Source organism: Acidovorax sp. SRI_002 (assembly GCF_057586455.1).
In genome coordinates this window covers 179302-195477 of the sequence record NZ_JBYCZW010000009.1, presented here as the reverse complement: position 1 = coordinate 195477, position 16176 = coordinate 179302, and the positions used below count along the sequence as shown (strand labels likewise).

Annotated in this window: 14 protein-coding genes; 3 read left to right on the top strand and 11 right to left on the bottom strand. The window is 64.6% G+C overall.

Going from position 1 to position 16176, the window contains the following annotated elements; genetic code table 11:
• Window positions 1-7: 7 nt before the first annotated feature.
• From sctC to AC2YJX_RS23220, 3 genes are all read right to left on the bottom strand, one after another.
• Complete coding sequence (gene sctC / locus AC2YJX_RS23230) at window positions 8-1774, bottom strand: type III secretion system outer membrane ring subunit SctC (protein WP_158603824.1); 1767 nt, start codon at window positions 1772-1774, stop codon at window positions 8-10.
• Window positions 1775-2040: 266 nt separating this feature from the next.
• On the bottom strand, window positions 2041-4008 hold the full coding sequence (locus AC2YJX_RS23225; RefSeq protein WP_487257450.1) for an FHIPEP family type III secretion protein: 1968 nt from the start codon (window positions 4006-4008) through the stop codon (window positions 2041-2043).
• Window positions 4009-4079: 71 nt separating this feature from the next.
• A complete protein-coding gene (locus AC2YJX_RS23220) occupies window positions 4080-4601 on the bottom strand; it encodes a lytic transglycosylase domain-containing protein (RefSeq protein ID WP_176886954.1) in 522 nt (173 codons plus the stop codon).
• A 686-nt stretch (window positions 4602-5287) separates the two neighbouring features.
• On the opposite strand from AC2YJX_RS23220, the gene sctU reads away from it, so the two are divergent.
• Window positions 5288-6568 (top strand): type III secretion system export apparatus subunit SctU, encoded by a 1281-nt coding sequence (gene sctU / locus AC2YJX_RS23215; RefSeq protein ID WP_487257389.1) that lies wholly within the window; start codon window positions 5288-5290, stop codon window positions 6566-6568.
• The gene (fliO, locus tag AC2YJX_RS23210) at window positions 6565-6990 is read left to right on the top strand and encodes a flagellar biosynthetic protein FliO (RefSeq protein WP_487257388.1); all 426 of its coding nucleotides are present in this window, start codon (window positions 6565-6567) and stop codon (window positions 6988-6990) included. The genes sctU and fliO overlap by 4 nt, the downstream gene beginning before the upstream one ends.
• A 213-nt stretch (window positions 6991-7203) precedes the next feature.
• Here fliO and AC2YJX_RS23205 read toward each other — a convergent pair whose 3' ends face one another.
• On the bottom strand, window positions 7204-8832 hold the full coding sequence (locus tag AC2YJX_RS23205) for an ABC transporter permease (RefSeq protein ID WP_487257387.1): 1629 nt from the start codon (window positions 8830-8832) through the stop codon (window positions 7204-7206).
• A gap of 118 nt (window positions 8833-8950) precedes the next feature.
• On the opposite strand from AC2YJX_RS23205, the gene AC2YJX_RS23200 reads away from it, so the two are divergent.
• Window positions 8951-10030, top strand: a complete 1080-nt coding sequence (locus AC2YJX_RS23200) for an ABC transporter ATP-binding protein (RefSeq protein WP_055402047.1) — start codon at window positions 8951-8953, stop codon at window positions 10028-10030.
• Window positions 10031-10115: 85 nt separating this feature from the next.
• Here the strand turns inward: AC2YJX_RS23200 and AC2YJX_RS23195 are convergent, their stop codons facing one another.
• The 7 genes from AC2YJX_RS23195 to AC2YJX_RS23165 all read right to left on the bottom strand — a co-directional run bounded on the left by AC2YJX_RS23195 (window position 10116) and on the right by AC2YJX_RS23165 (window position 16169).
• Complete coding sequence (locus AC2YJX_RS23195) at window positions 10116-11348, bottom strand: Yip1 family protein (RefSeq protein ID WP_121421089.1); 1233 nt, start codon at window positions 11346-11348, stop codon at window positions 10116-10118.
• A 182-nt stretch (window positions 11349-11530) separates the two neighbouring features.
• Window positions 11531-12268 (bottom strand): lysophospholipid acyltransferase family protein, encoded by a 738-nt coding sequence (locus AC2YJX_RS23190; RefSeq protein WP_121505518.1) that lies wholly within the window; start codon window positions 12266-12268, stop codon window positions 11531-11533.
• Window positions 12269-12295: 27 nt separating this feature from the next.
• Window positions 12296-13591, bottom strand: coding sequence for a dihydroorotase (locus tag AC2YJX_RS23185; RefSeq protein ID WP_487257386.1), 1296 nt, complete (start codon window positions 13589-13591; stop codon window positions 12296-12298).
• 79 nt (window positions 13592-13670) lie between these two features.
• Window positions 13671-14633, bottom strand: a complete 963-nt coding sequence (locus AC2YJX_RS23180) for an aspartate carbamoyltransferase catalytic subunit (RefSeq protein ID WP_008903259.1) — start codon at window positions 14631-14633, stop codon at window positions 13671-13673.
• A gap of 2 nt (window positions 14634-14635) precedes the next feature.
• The gene (pyrR, locus tag AC2YJX_RS23175; protein ID WP_055393349.1) at window positions 14636-15157 is read right to left on the bottom strand and encodes a bifunctional pyr operon transcriptional regulator/uracil phosphoribosyltransferase PyrR; all 522 of its coding nucleotides are present in this window, start codon (window positions 15155-15157) and stop codon (window positions 14636-14638) included.
• A complete protein-coding gene (ruvX, locus tag AC2YJX_RS23170) occupies window positions 15154-15573 on the bottom strand; it encodes a Holliday junction resolvase RuvX (protein ID WP_121505516.1) in 420 nt (139 codons plus the stop codon). The genes pyrR and ruvX overlap by 4 nt, the downstream gene beginning before the upstream one ends.
• Complete coding sequence (locus AC2YJX_RS23165; RefSeq protein ID WP_055393353.1) at window positions 15570-16169, bottom strand: YqgE/AlgH family protein; 600 nt, start codon at window positions 16167-16169, stop codon at window positions 15570-15572. Before AC2YJX_RS23165 ends, ruvX begins: the two co-directional genes overlap by 4 nt.
• Between the last annotated feature and the right edge of the window lie 7 nt (window positions 16170-16176).

Sequence of the window (16176 nt, the reverse complement as noted above, 5' to 3'; positions counted from 1 at the left end):
GATTCGTTCACGGCGCCTGCTCACCCAACCCCTGGGCTACGCCAGGCCTGGGATCGCCCGTCGCGGGGTTGCGGGTAGACGTTGTGGTCTCTTCCAGTACAGGCATGGGTGGGGCAGCCACGGCGCCACCGGGCCGCAGTGGCCCCGTGGGTGCTGATGCATTGGTCGCGCGCCGTGCAGGGATGAGGCGGGGCGAAATGAGGAAGAGGCGTTCCACCCGCTCTTGCTGATCGTTGTTCGAGCGGAACAGCGCGCCCGCCAGGGGGATATCGCCCAGAAATGGAACCTTGGAAACCCCTTCGCTGCTGGACTCCTTGACCATGCCGCCAATCAGCAGGCTCTCGCCCGCGCCGATCAGCGCCTGGGTATTGATGGAGGAACGCTCGACGATGGGGATCGAATCAACCTGGCTGGCTCCATTGATGCCGCCGTCTTCGATCTGGACGAGCAGCTTGATGCGCACGTCTGAGCCTTCCTGGAACACATGGGGCGTGACACGCAAGGAGGTCCCTGCCGACACCTTGTAAAGGTCGACTTGCTCTCGACCTGCCACGCGCACGTAGAAACTCTTGTTGGTGTCAAAGAGCGCCTCGACGTTGGACAGCGTCATGACCTGGGGGCTCGAAACAATGCGGGCTACGCCCTTGTTCTGCAATGCATTGATTCGCGCCACAAAGTTGTTGCGCCCGCCCAGCACCAGGGACATGAATCCGCCCTCGCCTGCTGGCGTAATGCTCTGAACCGGCGTGCTGCCCAGCAGACTGGTGTCGCTGGCGGTGCCATTGCCAAACAGGAAGGAATAGCGGTCGCCACTCAGGCGCCAGTTGATACCCATCTCACGCAACTTGTCGGTGCTCAGGTCGATGATGGTGGCTTCGATCTCCAGGGCCTGGGGCTCAATGTCCAGCGACTTGATGAGCTCGTCGTAGTAAGGCAGACGCTCCGGGAGGTCTCGCACGATCACTGCATTGAGACGGGTATCGGCCTCCACACGGGCCTGGTTCGCGACCGAAGCCGCGCCCAGGCCTTCCAGCAACGCCGCGTCCACGGTGGCCACCTGCACACCTCCTACGGCTCCAGGTCGGCCGCCCCAGGCTTGCTGCACGGTTTCGGCAGAGGCCTGCATGGGGTTGGCACCAGCGGCTCCCAGCGTGCCTTGTCGAGCCAGCCCCTGGCCGCGCAGACCCGGCTCAGAGGCGCCCCGATACTGCGTCAGTGCCGGTGACGGGTTACCTCGCTGGGCTGTCAGCAAAGAACGCAGGATGCTTGCCACACCAGGGATGACCGTGACGGTGCCGCCGTACTGGGCACTCACATCCTGGGCCCATGCGTATTTCAGGTAGTACACCTTGAAACCCACGGGAGCCAGCGTGGTGGACTGGCTTTGCTGACCTGAAGCCAGTTCGCCGACCAAGTCTACAAACCGTCGGTTTCCGCTGGCGATGAGCCCACCACTCTGGCTCACACGCAGGGTGTTGCGCGAGTCCATGATGTTCATGTCACGCGCGGTATTGATGACCTGGCGAGCGTCTCCCTGGCGCATGGCAAAGGTGCGTGTCGTGACCTCTGCCGGTGTGTACACGTGCACGACGGCGCCGTCGTAGTAGGCCATGAGCCCAAATGAGCGCTGGATGCTGGAAAACACTTTTTCGGCCGTACCTCGGAACACGCCGTTGACCGCGCCCTTGACACCAGAACTTACCGACACGGGTACATCCATGGTCCCGAAGAAGTCCTGCAAGAACGCCGCAATCGGCTGCTCTCGCACGGTCATATCGACCTGTCTCTCCCCGAAAGGAATGGGCGAGGCCTGCACCGCCGTGGCGCACAACGCCCAACCCAACGCACAGCCTGCCGCCCAGGCGCGCCACGCGCCCGCCTTTGGCCCCGACAGCAACGGACTCCAATTCCCCTTAGCTACTACTCCCATTCTCACTCCCTTGTTTGAACTCATTGTTGGTATCAGCGCATACGCTCATCGGCGAGGCTGTTGAAGAACAGACTCCGCCTGAAAACAGTCGGCGACTGCCGACCGACTTACTACGACGCCCCCTGTAACATGGGGGCGTCGTCTTTTCCGACATGGGCCAGTACGCCCAGGTGCAGCGTCGGAACCAATTCGTGGTAACTGAGCACTGGAGTGTCAAAGCACTCGATCTCGATCAACTTGCGTACGTGGCGGCGAATGTCCACCGCCGTCACGATGGCTGCTGGCCGGTGATGTGCGATGGCCTGCGTGAATTTCTGAATCAACTGCGTGGTTTGCGCAGGATCGAGCGCCAGCTGCTGCACCCCGCCGTTGACCCGCACAGCGGATCGCAGCAGCTCCTCGACGGAGGGATCGATAAGCAGCGCGCCCAGGCGGCCGATCGGCGCGTAGCGATAGCACAGCTGGCGCTTGAGTCCGATCCGGACCAGTTCCGTCAGAGCGAACACATCTTTCTCCCGCTGGGCCGCATCGGCGAGGGTCTCCAGGATGTCGCGGAGGTTGCGGATGGCCACCTCTTCTTCCACAAGGCGACGCAGGATTTCAGCCACCCGTGCCAGAGGCAGAGCACGAAGGGTTTCCTTGACCACATCGGGCAGCTCGGCGCTGGCACGGGTCAGCAAGAGGTTGGTTTCCTGCGTGCCCAAGAACAGCGCGGCGTTGCGACGGAGAGCTTCCCGCACGGCCGTGGCCAGTGCCGCCGCAACACCGTCGGCCACCATGTCGCCCTGGGCAACCGGCACCTCGTGCACCATCAGCCGCCAAGCAGGCGCTGGCGCGGCTGGTTCGAGGGCCAGTGCGCTGGACCCCGGCACCGCTGGCGCCGGCGTCTGAGCAGGTGACGCGGGCACCATGTGCACATCGATGCGCGGCAAACGCAGGCCCAGGTGCAGCTGAAAATGGTCGAGCACGCCTTCAAGGCCGTGCAGCAGGTCACGGCTGTCTTCGCCGCGCAGGTGCCCGGCAGGCAACTCAAGTAGGAGGGGCACGTTGGGACGCACCGGGATGGCATCGGTGAACATCAACTCGGGGGCGTGCGCGGGCTTGCGGCGCACAGCCACCAGCTTCGGCCCGATCCAGCGTTCCCAGCGCTCCCGCCACGCGGGCGTCAGCATGGCCCCAACCCCAAAGAACACAAGACCGAGCAGACCAAAGACCACGGCGGGAAAGCCAGGCACGGCCGCGAAAAGAAAACTCAGGCCACCGGCCACCAGCAACACGCGGGGCTTGGCCGTCAGTTGTCTACCAATGGCGTCGCCCAGATGTTTGTCATGCTCATCGTCTGTAGTGCGCGTCACCAGCAGACCTGCGGACATGGCCCCCAGCAATGCGGGGATCTGCGTCACCATGCCATCACCAATGGCAAGGATGCAGTACTTGATGGCCGCTGCCGACATGGGCATTCCCTGCTGGAGCACCCCCACGGCCAGCCCTCCCAGCAGATTAATGATGATGATGATGATGCCCGCGATGGCATCGCCTTTGACAAACTTCATGGCGCCGTCAAGGCTGCCGTTGAGCTTGCTTTCGCTTTCCAGTTGGCGACGGCGACGCCGGGCCTCGTCCTTGTCGATCAGGCCTGAGCGAAGGTCCGAGTCGATGGACATCTGTTTGCCAGGCATGGCATCCAGCGAGAAACGCGCGGCGACTTCAGCCACGCGCTCCGAGCCTTTGGCAATGACGATGAACTGCACCACGGTAATGATGAGAAACACCACCAGGCCCACCACGAGATTGCCGCCCGCCACCATGTTCCCAAACGTGTCAATGATGTGGCCAGCTTCGCCGTGCAGAAGAATCATGCGGGTTGTCGCGATCGACAGCGCCAGCCGAAAAAGCGTGCTGATCAGCAGCACGCTGGGGAACACGGAAAATTCGAGTGGATTGGCCACATAGATGGCCAGCAGCAGCAGCAAAACCCCACCCGAGATGTTGACGGCCACGAGGGTGTCGAGGGCCCAGGTCGGCAGCGGCACGATCATGAGCGCGATGATGGCCACGATGCCAGCCACCAAGGCGATGTCGGTGTACCGCGCGAGCCCGCCACCACTGCGGTCGGCACGCGCGGCCGACCGGAAATAGCTAGCCAAATTCACAGCGAGTCTTTCCCTGTGAAGGCATGGCCCGCTTGCCTGGCGCTGACCCCGCGCAGCAGCACGTATTCGGCAAGCACTTTGCGGACGTAGTCCTGAGTCTCGCGGTAGGGTGGGATTTTGCGTCCGTGTTTTTCTACGGCGCCCTCACCGGCGTTGTAGGCGGCAAGCACCAACTCCAGGTCATTGCCAAATCGCTGCTGCAAGGTTTTGAGGTACCGGGCGCTCACCCGCAGGTTCGTCTGCGGGTCGTGCAGTTGCTCTGCGCCCTCCACGCCAAAACGGCGCGCGGTCGGGGGGATCACCTGCATCAAGCCTCGGGCTCCTGCATGCGAGATGGCATCGGGCTGGTGACGGGACTCCACGCGAGCGATGGAGTGCAGCAGCAACGGGTCGATGTCGTGCTCCTGCGCGGTGCGGTCTACCAAAGGTGCCAGCCCGACGGGGCTGCTGGTTCGCAAGGGCTGGGCGTCGGGGCTGCGCGATGGCATGGCTGTGCGGGGCGGGAGCTTGCCGGTCATGGCAGGCTGCGCTGTGCGGGCGCCTGCACCGACAGGCAACAGACGCGACGAGGTGTGGCGATACAACCCCATCTGCGCAGCCAGAACTGGTTTGCTGGATTTGGCGGCAGACACTTGGCAACCGCGAACAAGCGCTTCGGCGTCCCGTTGCGCGGGTGTCAACAACTGATCCCACCCGACGGCACATTCGGCTGTCGGCGCTGGCGCCAAGACCGCAGGTCCAGGTGCAGCGTGGGTCAGCCCCCCAAGGCCCAGTCCGCAAGTCCCCATGAGGAACCACATCCTAGGGAGCCTCGCCAAGGGCCGAACCAACAAACGTCGGGCAAGCAGATGAACACGATGAGACGATGGGGAACGCACAAACACACTTTCGCTTTTAGAAGCAGACTCAGACACGAACGCAACAAGGTAGAGCTAGTGTTTCCGCTCAGCCTTTCGAATTTGTGGCAAAAAGTGCTGCTTCACGTATCCATTTGTCAGCAACGAAACACAGATGCAACGCACGCCCATTGCTGGCACGTGCTTTCGCTTGCATCCTGTTTCAACATTCATGTGACCGTTGGCGCACTGCCCGACACTTCAGTTTTGTGCACCGCTGCCAAGCTTCCCCGTGATGCTGCAGCGCCTTGAGCCCAGGGCCTGCACGGCCTGCGGCCCCACCCGATTTCCAACAGGACTCTCCGCCCATGGCCGGCCAAGACGACAGTGGCGACAAGACAGAAAAGCCGACACCCAAGAAGCTTCAGGACGCTCGGAAAAAGGGCGAGGTTTCCAAGAGCAAGGACCTGACAGCGACAGCAACATTGCTGACCGTGCTGCTGCTAGCCACTGTGGCCTTGCCGATGGTGGGGCAGCAGATGACGTCACTGATTGAACTGAGCCTGTGGGGACTGCAGGTCCCTTTTCCTGAGGCACTCGCCCAACTGGGGTGGCAAGCGCTGCGCACATTGCTGTTGCTGGTGGGGCTGGTGGTGGTACCCGTTGCGGTGGTCGGCGTCCTGGTGGAGTTTCTGCAGACCGGCCCTGTGCTGACGATGGAGAAAATCTGGCCCAAGGCAGAACACCTGAACCCCACCAGCGGCCTCAAACGCATGTTCTCGCTGGACAACCTGGTCGAGCTACTCAAGTCACTGCTCAAGACCGTGCTCGTGGCCGTCATTGCCTGGATTGCGCTGAAGGACTTGCTGCCCGATCTGCCACTGCTTGCGCGCGCGAAGCCAGAGGCCGTGGGATCGGCTCTCTGGCACGCCAGCTGGACGCTGCTGGCGTGGGTCACGGGCGCGTTTCTCCTGGTGTCGGCGCTGGACCTGGCATGGCAACGCTACAGCTTCATGAAGAAGATGCGCATGAGCATGCGCGACATACGCCAGGAAATGAAGGACGCCGAAGGCGACCCGCATCTCAAGGGCCATCGCAAGCAACTGCAGCAGGAGTGGGCTCAGCAAGGCGCCAACAAGGCGGCAGCCAGCGCCCATGTGCTGGTGGTCAATCCCACCCATGTCGCGATTGCCATCGACTACCATCGTGACCGATGCCCGGTGCCCACGGTCATTGCCAAGGCGCAGGACGATGATGCTCTGGCCATGAGAACCGCCGCACAGGAGGCCGGCGTTCCCGTACTGCGCAACATCGAAATCGCCCGTCAATTGCTGGCCGACACAGAGCCCGGCGACGTCGTTCCTGCGGAGCTGTTCGACATCATCGCGACCGTGATCCTGTGGGCGCAAGATGTGCGCTATGAACTCGAACGTGCCTCGCAGACCTCCCATGCGAAGTCTTCCACAGAGTCAGAACCGCGCCGTCCTCGGCGCCCCGCTCCTGGTGAAGACCTGACCCGGTACCCGATATCTACGGCCCATGACGCAGCGGGCGCAGCCGCCCCCCCCGGGGGCTGGAGAACCAACCGCCTTGCCCGCTATGTTCCCAGGCGGTGGCGATCCAAAGCTGCCACTGACACAGCATCATGAACAAGCATTCACATACAGACACCGCACAGCCTCATGAAGGCACAGCCCCTGCCCAACTGGTCGAGATGACGAGCCCCCAGGCCACTGCCAGCGTGGTGCTCCCGACGGCCCCGCCATATGGCGTATCTGACGCGCCCGCAGCGCCCTTGGCCGGAGTGCTGGGTACGGTACTGGCACTGGCATTCGTGCTGGCCCTGGCCTGGATACTTCTGAAGGTGCTGCAGCGCACCGGCATAGCGCGGAATCGAGGTGGCAAAGCCGTGCTGCAGGTCGTGCAGCAAATATCTCTTGGCGGGCGAGAGAGAGTGGCCCTGGTCCGGCACGGGGACCGAGAATATCTGCTGGGGGTGACACCGCACCAGGTACATCTGCTGGCTGAATCCGCTCCTGAAGGCAGAGAGAAATCGCCGACTGTTCCTTGAGGCGTTCATGCAGGCATTGCGGCAACTGCGTGCGCTCCCATGGTGGCTGTACCAAAGACTGCGGGGCACCCTCGGTAGGGTGTCAGAGGTGCCTGCCGCTGCGCCTTCTCCTTGGGCTGTAAACAAGCTGCCACATGGCAGCTTGTTTTCTACGCTGGAGGACCATGCCCTTGGGCGGGCGCGCCCACCCATTCAGTACAGCATGTCAGCCGCTCACCCTTTGCTGCGCAGCGTCCGGCTCAGCAAGATCACGGGCACCAACCCCACGGCCACCAGCGCCAGAGACGGCAACGCCGCCTCACCCAGCCGCTCGTCGCGCGCCAGCTGGTAGGCCACCACGGCCAGGGTGTCGCTGTTGAAGGGGCGCAACACCATGGTGGCGGGCAACTCCTTCATCACGTCCACAAACACCAGCAGCGCGGCAGCAGCGGTAGACCGCTTGAGCAGCGGCCCATGCACGCGCGCCATCAGGCCCACGCTGCCCATGCCCAGCATGCGGGCAGAGTCATCCAGGCTGGGGGGAATTCGCGCGTAACCGCTCTGAATGGACTGCAGCGCCACCGCGCAGAACCGCACCAGGTACGCCCATACGATGCCCAACGCCGTGGCCGTGACCAGCGCACCCACGCCCCACTGTGGCATGGCCGCCTGCAGCCAGCCCACGGGCAGCAGCAGGCCCACCACAATGACGGCACCTGGCACGGCGTAGCCCACGCTGGCCAATTGCACCACGCCGCGCGTGATCGCATCAGGCTGGCGGCGCACGGCAAACGCCAGGGCCAGCGCAATCATCACGGCCAGCGCAGCGGTGATGCATCCCAAGCGCACGCTGTGCCAGGCCCATTCCATGAATCGCTCCCACGGCAGCACCGACCAGTCGGCCGCCAGCGGGCGCAGCATGAAGAGAACCGGGGCGACAAAACCCATCACCACCGGCACCGCGCACACCACCCAGGCGGCCCAGCGGCGTGCGCCGCGCAGCGCCAGGGGCTGTGCCTCGGCCGAGCCTGCGCGCCCGCCGCCCGTGGCGAAACGCATGCGCTTTTGCGCGCGATGTTCCAGGTGCAGCAGCGCCATCACCACCACCAGCAGCATGGTGGCCAGCTGCGCGGCGGCCAGGCGGTTGTCCATCGACAGCCAGGCCTTGTAGATACCGGTGGTGAAGGTCTGGATGCCGAAGTAGCTGGCCACGCCAAAGTCAGCCAGCGTTTCCATCAGCACCAGCGCAACGCCTGCAGCGACTGCCGGGCGTGCCAGAGGCAGCGCCACGGCGCGGATGCGGCGCGACAGCGGAGCGCCCAGCAGGCGCGCGGCCTCCATGAGGTGCGCGGCACGCTCGCCCAGCGCCGTGCGCGCCAGCAGGTACACATACGGGTACAGCGAAAAGATGAACACCCACACCGCGCCGCCCAGGCTGCGCACCTCGGGCAGCAGGCGGCCTTCCAGGCCAAAGGTGTTGCGCAGGCCCACCTGCAGCGGGCCGCTGAACTGCAGAAAGTCGGTGTAGGCATACGCGGTGACATACGCGGGCATGGCCAGGGGCAGCAGCAGCAGCCATTCAAACGTACGGCGGCCCGGGAAATCAAACAGCGTCACCGCTGCCGCCGTGCCTGTGCCCACAATGGCCGCGCCCAGGGCCACCAGCACGCTCAGCCACAAGGTGGTCCACACATAGCCAGGCAACACGGTGGCCGCCATCTCGCGCAGGATGGCGCCCGCCTGCGCATCGCCCTGCCCCAAGGGCAACCAGGATGCCAGCACGGCCAGCACGGGCAGCGCCAGAAACCCCGCGAACAGGATCAAAGGGATGGTGCGAAAGGCAGAAAAAGGCGTGCGGCGCAAGGCGAGTGGCTCGGCAAAGTAAGAAAGCGCACACCCGCTGGCAGGCTCAGGCCGGGCAACGATCAGGAATGCAAATGCGAATTTTAAGCATTCGTCCCTGCCCGCCTAGAATCAAGCGATGTTTCTAGAGGTCTCCCAACTCGAAGTGCGCTACGCAGGCCGCCCCAACGCGGCGGTGGAAGGCGTCACGCTGGGCCTGCATGCAGGCGATATCGGTGTGTTGATCGGCCCCTCGGGCTGCGGCAAAACGACACTGCTGCGCGCTGTGGCAGGGCTGGAGCCCGTGACGGGCGGCGAGATCCGCCTGACCAAAAGTGTGGTCAGCAGCGCCACGCTCAGCGTGCCGCCCGAGCTGCGGCGCATTGGCATGGTGTTCCAGGACTACGCGTTGTTCCCGCACCTGTCGGTAGGCCGCAACGTGGCGTTTGGCATCCACCAGTTACCCCGTGCCGAGCAGGCCGCGCGCGTGGCAGAGGTGCTGCAACTGGTGGGGCTGGAGGGCAGCGAGAACCGCTTTCCGCACGAGCTTTCTGGCGGGCAGCAGCAGCGTGTGGCCCTGGCTCGGGCCCTCGCACCACGCCCGCAGCTCATGCTGCTGGACGAGCCTTTTTCGAACCTGGACGTGGACCTGCGCGAGCGCCTGGCCCACGAGGTGCGCGGCATTCTGAAAGCCGCTGGCGCCACCGCCCTGTTTGTGACGCACGACCAGTTCGAGGCCTTTGCCATTGGCGACGTGATCGGCGTGATGCACGAAGGCCATCTGCACCAGTGGGACGATGCGTACACGCTGTACCACCGCCCCGCCACACGGTTTGTGGCCGACTTCATTGGCCACGGCGTGTTCGCCCCTGCCACGCTGCTGCAGCGCGGTAACAACGTGGTGGCGCAGACGCCGCTGGGCGAGCTGACCGACCTGGAAGAATGCCCCCTGCCCAGCAGCTACCCCGGTGGCGAATGTGATGTGCTGCTGCGTGCGGACGACATTGTGCACGACGACCATGCCCCCGTGCAGGCGCAGATCGTGCGCAAGTCGTTCCGGGGTTCGGAGTTTTTGTATACGCTGCGCCTGGCCAGCGGCCACACGGTGCTGGCGCATGTGCCGAGCCACCATGACCACGCCTTGGGAGAGTGGATAGGCATCCGCGCCCAGGTGGACCATGTGGTGACGTTCCCCCGCGAACAGGGAACCACCATCTAAGCCCAAATAGGCTATAGCGCTTATCCATAAAGCGCTGGTTGCTATTACTTTTGATGGCTCATTGCGCCACGGCGCACTGCAGTCTTCAGGATTTGCCCTTGCGCTGCAGGCTTTCCAGGGCATTGAGATCCACCTGCGACATGAAGCCCCGCAGATCCTTCACGCCCATGTTGTCGCCCTCAATGCTGACCACCAGGCCGTTTTTCAGGATGGTCTTGAACTCGGCATGGCTGCCGTCCTTTTCATAGCGCTGGTGCAGGGTGCGGCCACCCTCCTGCCAGGTCTTCTCGGCGCTCGTTGGGTCTTCTTTTTCGCCCTGGGCCATGCCCATGGCCATGACCGCCATCTGCCCCAGGCCGCCGATATCCACGATCTCCAGGCGCACCTGCTTGTCATCGCTGCCGTACTGCGCACTGGCCTGGCTGGTGGGCAGGCCCAGGGCGGCACCGTCCTGCACATCAAAGCCCGTGCGCGGCAGGCCGGCGAGCTTCTCGGGCAGTGCCGCCTTGAGCGACTGCGCCGCAATGGCCTGGCCACCCCCCAGCGCACCTGCGGCGGCCTTGGCGGCATCACCAGCAGCCGCGGCAATGGCGGCGGGGTCCTGGCTCTTTTGCGCTTCTTCCATCTTGCGGGCAGCCTCTTCCATCTTCTTGCCTGCGGCCTCCAGGCCGGCGGTGTCGATGGACACCTTGCCGCCCGGCGTGTTCATCGTGATGGCGGGCGCATCGGCCCCGCCAAACATCGCTCCGCCACGGGGCAGGAAGAGCGCACTGACGGCGCCGATGACCACCCCCATCACAATGGCCGCGATGATGACCACCACGGTGTAGACCACCGACTTGTCGGGGGCGTTTTTCATGAGCACCGGCAGGCCGGTGTAGAGCAGGTAGATGGAGTACAAAGCCGCCAGCAGGCCCAGCATGGATAGTGCAGGCAGCAGGCTGAACACCCCGCCCAGCATGGCCGCCGTGCTGGCATACACCGCCACCTTCAAGGCCTGGATGGAGTTTTTCTGGCCGCCAAAGGTGGAGGCCAGCGCATCGATGATGAGCCCGAGCACGAAGATGCCCACGAGGCTGAGCACATACGACACCACCATGTTCACCAGCCCCGAGACAAAGGGCACGCGGATGGTGACGCCAAAGCCCCCAAAACCGATCAGCGACATGCCAATGAAACCGCAGACTGCCGGAATGGCGGCCAAAATCATGGCGTAGCGGGTGTACAGGGTGGCGGCGTCGGTGCTCTCGGCCTCAATGGTGACCCAGGTGTCCTTGGGTTGCAGAAGAATGCTCTTGGCGCGCTCAATCAGGTTCATGGTGCCCTCCCGGCAGTGTGGATGAGCCTGCCCACGCATTTGCAAGCGCTTGCAGGCGAAAGACGCGGACGATACGGGAAATTGCGTGCAATAGAGATCGGATGTGCAGACCGCGCTGCTGCAAACGTGGAATATGCACGCTTTTGCCCACGGAAACCACCCCCTGCCCCCAGAGCGCCAGCTCAGGCTTTGCGCAACTGATCGACCGTATCGTGCAGGTGCTGCGTCCAGGTACGGCGGTCGCGCTCGCCCGCCAGCTCGGGGGGGCCGTAATGCACCACAGCCTCGATGGGCGGGGCGCACAGGGTGCGCCAGATGGAGCCCACCAGGGTTTCGTCGCCGATGTAGCTGGGCGCAAAACTGGTGGCACCCGTGGCCTTGTCGGCAAAACGCAGTCCCACGGGCTGCACCGGAGCCTGCGCCACCACAGCGGCTTGCAGCAAATTGGCGTGAAAAGGCAGCATCTCGCGCCCATCGCCCGTGGTTCCCTCAGGGAACACGGCCAGCACCTCGCCCCGCTCCAGCGCCTCCTGCATCGACCGCACCATGCGCAGCGCATCACGGCGCGAGCTGCGCTCGATGTAGAGCGTGCCTGCGGCCGTGGCCAGGGTGCCGATCAGCGGCCAGCCCTGTACGTCGGACTTGGAGACAAAGCGGCAATGCCGCGCCGCGTGCATCACCGGGATATCAAGCCACGAGATGTGGTTGGCCACCAGCATCACCGGGCCGGTGAGCGGGGGCTGACCCAAGATGCGCAGGCTGATGCCAAGGTGCGCCAGCAGCTGCAGCGACCACACCTGCACCCGGGCATGCTGCTGGTCCGGCGAGAGCGCTGGAAAACGCAACGCCACGATGGCGAGCCCTTTGACAATGTGGCCCAGCAGGCGCAGCAGGCGCCAGCAGGCACGCAAAGACTTCACCGCAGGGCCTCGCAGCGTCGCACTACCTCAACCCCGGTCAAAAGCCACCTGGCCACCGACGAGGGTCATGCGCACACAGCCAGGCAGTTCGTAGCCCGAGAACGGGGTGTGTTTGCCTTGGCTGCGCAATGCGTCGTCCTGCACCGTCCACGCCGCCTGCGGGTCAAAGACGCACAGGTCGCCCACGCCACCTTCCACGATCTGGCCGACGCTGGCCTGCAGTGTGCCCAGGGCGCTGCCGAGCACGCGCGCGGGTTCAGACGTGACGGTGGCGAGCGCACGCTGCAGGGGCACAACGCTGTCCTGCGACCACTTGAGCGCGAGCGACAGCAGCAGCTCCAGCCCCGTGGCGCCGGGCTCGGCTTCGGCGAATGGCAAGGTCTTGGCGTCTTCATCGACCGGCGTGTGGTCAGACACCAGGGCGTCGATGGTGCCGTCGGCCAGCGCAGCGTTCAGCGCATCGCGGTCGCGCTGCTGGCGCAGCGGGGGCGACAGGCGGGCGCGGCTGTCGAAGAAGCCGATGTCCACGTCGGTGAGGTGCAGCGAGTTGATGCTGACATCGGCCGTCACCTTCAGGCCCTCGGCCTTGGCGCGGCGCAGCAACTCGACACCGGCAGCACTGCTGATGCGGCACAGGTGCACACGGGCGCCGGTGGTCTTGAGCAGTTCAAAAATGGTGTGCAGCGCAATGGTCTCGGCCGCCACGGGCACGCCCGACAGGCCCAGGCGCGTGGCCAGCGGGCCGCTGGCAGCCACGCCCTTGCCCAGGTGCATCTCCTGCGGGCGCAGCCACACGGTGTAGCCAAAGGTGGCGGCGTATTGCAGCGCGCGCTGCAGCACCTGGGTGCTGGCCAGCGGCACCTCGGCCTGGCCAAAGCCCACGCAGCCGGATTCGGTCAGCTCGGCCATCTCGGTCAGCACCTCGCCTGCAAGGTTGCGCGTGAGGGCCCCCAGAGGGAACAGGCGCGCCTGGTGCAACTTCTCGGCGCGGAACTTGAGCATCTCGACCAGGCCCGGCTCGTCGAGCACGGGGTCGGTGTCGGGCGGGCAGACCAGGCTGGTCACGCCACCGGCCACGGCGGCGGCCATTTCGGATTCGAGCATGCCTTCGTGTTCGTGGCCGGGCTCGCGCAGGCGCGCCGCCAGGTCCACCAGGCCGGGCAACACGATGCAGCCAGCAGCATTGATGGTGCGGTTGGGCGCAAAGTCGGGGGGCACGCGGTTGACGCTCACGATGCGGCCTGCCGCCAGCGCGATGTCGCAGGTCTGGTCAAGCCCCGAAGCGGGATCGATCACACGGCCGTTCTGGATCAGTATCTTCATGATTTCAAGCCAAATTGACTGCTAGCGCTTATTGGATAAGCGCTAGCAGCTATGAAAACAGGAGCATTTATTCCAAGCGTCATGCTTCGTTACCAGCAACGATGGACATGACAGCCATACGGACCGCAATACCGAAAGTCACCTGCGGCAGGATCACGCTCTGCTTGCCATCGACCACGGCGGAGTCGATTTCCACGCCGCGGTTGATGGGGCCGGGGTGCATGACGATGGCGTCGGGCTTGGCCAGTTGCAGCTTCTCCTGCGTGAGGCCGAAGCTCTTGAAATACTCCTGGCTCGACGGCAGCAGGGCGCCGCTCATGCGCTCGTTCTGCAGCCTCAGCATGATGACCACGTCGGCATCCTTGATGCCCTCTTCGAGCGTGTGGCACACGCGCACGCCCATTTGCGCCATGTCGCTGGGCACCAGCGTGCGCGGGCCCACCACGCGCACTTCGGCGCAGCCCAATGTGGTGAGGCCGTGGATGTCAGAACGCGCCACGCGCGAGTGCAGCACGTCGCCCACGATCGCCACAGTAAGGTTGCTGAAGTCCTTCTTGTAGTGGCGGATGGTGTACATGTCCAACAGCCCCTGCGTGGGGTGGGCATGCCGGCCGTCGCCCGCATTGATCACATGCACATGGGGCGCCACATGCTGCGCGATGAGGTAGGGCGCGCCCGACTCGCTGTGCCGCACCACGAACAGGTCGGCCGCCATGGCCGAGAGGTTGGCGATGGTGTCGAGCAGCGACTCGCCCTTGCTGGCCGAGCTGCGCGCGATGTCGAGGTTGAGCACGTCGGCCGACAGGCGCTTGGCCGCGATCTCGAAGGTGGTGCGGGTGCGCGTGCTGTTCTCGAAAAACAGGTTGAACACGCTCTTGCCGCGCAGGAGGGGCACCTTCTTCACTTCGCGGTCGTTCACGCTCACGAAGTTGGCCGCCGTGTCGAGGATGTGCGTGACGATGTCGCGCGGCAGGCCTTCGATGGACAGCAGGTGGATGAGTTCGCCGTTGCCGTTGAGTTGGGGGTTGCGCTTGTGCAGCACGGTCAGGCCTCTTTGACTTGGAATTGGAAGATGCCGCTGTCGTCACGCGCCAGGGCCAGCGACTGGGCGGCAGGCAGGGCCACACGCGCGGCGGCAAAGTCGGCCTGCACGGGCAGCTCGCGCCCACCCCGGTCCACCAGCACGGCCAGGCGCACGCTGGCGGGGCGACCGTAGTCGAACAGCTCGTTGAGCACGGCGCGGATGGTGCGGCCGGTGTAGAGCACGTCGTCGAGCACCAGCACGTCGGCACCGTTCACATCGAACGGCAGCGCGGTCTGCGCGCTGGCCGACAGGCCACGCTGGGCGAAGTCGTCGCGGTGCATCACCGACGACAGCACGCCTGCGGGCCCTTCGAGGCCCAGGTCTTTTTGCAGGCGCTCGGCCAGCCAGGCGCCGCCCGAGGCAATGCCCGCCAGGCGCGTGGTGGGGGTCAGCATGCTGCGCACTCCGCGCAGCAGTTCGCGGTACAGCGCCTCAGCATCAAGCACCAGGCTGCCGGACACTCCGGGGGAGGGGGTGGTCATGGGAGATTCCTCAAAAACTGTTCCAGGATGATGCAGGCCGAAGCGGCGTCGGCATCCTTGGCGCCACCTGCGATGGCTTCGGTGGTGCTGTAACGCTCGTCAACCTCGAACACCTGCAAACCAAAGCGGCCGCGCAGCTGGCGGCCGAACTTGAGCGCGCGCTCGGTGTTCTCATGGCTCGCGCCGTCAGGGTGGTAGGGCACGCCGATCACGAGGGCGTCGGGCTGCCACTCCTTGATGCGCTGCGCCACCTGCACAAAACGGGCGTCGCCCTCGGCCTTGATGGTGGCCTGCGGCGTGGCGCTGCGCAACATGCGGTTGCCCGTGGCGACCCCCGTGCGCTTGAGGCCAAAATCGAAAGCAAGAAAGGTCTGAAAATGCGCAGGAACGGCGGGCTGAACGGGCAGGCCGGTCATGCGTGCCCCGCCTCGGGCGACAACATCCAGGCCTTGAGGCCCAGCAGCGAAAGGGCCCGGTCGTAGCGCTCGGGCACAGGGGTGTCGAAGATCACGGACAGATCGGCCGCCACGGTGAGCCAGGCGTTCTCGGCCAGCTCCGATTCAAGCTGGCCCTCACCCCAGGACGAATACCCCAGCGTGATGAGCACGCGGCGCGGGCCTGCGCCCGTGGACAGCGCTTCGAGCACGTCCTTGGAGGTGGTCATCTCCAGCCCGCCGGGGATGGTCATGGTGGAGGCATATGCCGATTCATCGGTTTCTGCCTTGTCCATGAGCATGGGCTCATGCAACACAAAACCGCGCTCGGTCTGCACCGGGCCGCCTTGGAAAACAGGTTCCTGGGTGAGATCTTCGCGCCGCAGGGACAGGTCTACCTTGTCAAAAAGGCCTTTGAGGGTGATGTCAGAAGGCTTGTTGATGATGAGGCCGAGTGCACCGCGTTCGCTGTGCTCGCACAGGTAAACGACGCTGCGCGAGAAAGACTCATCTTCCAGACCGGGCATCGCAATCAGGAAGTGATGCGTCAGGTTGATGGGCGCAGAATCGAAAGACATTCGGCAA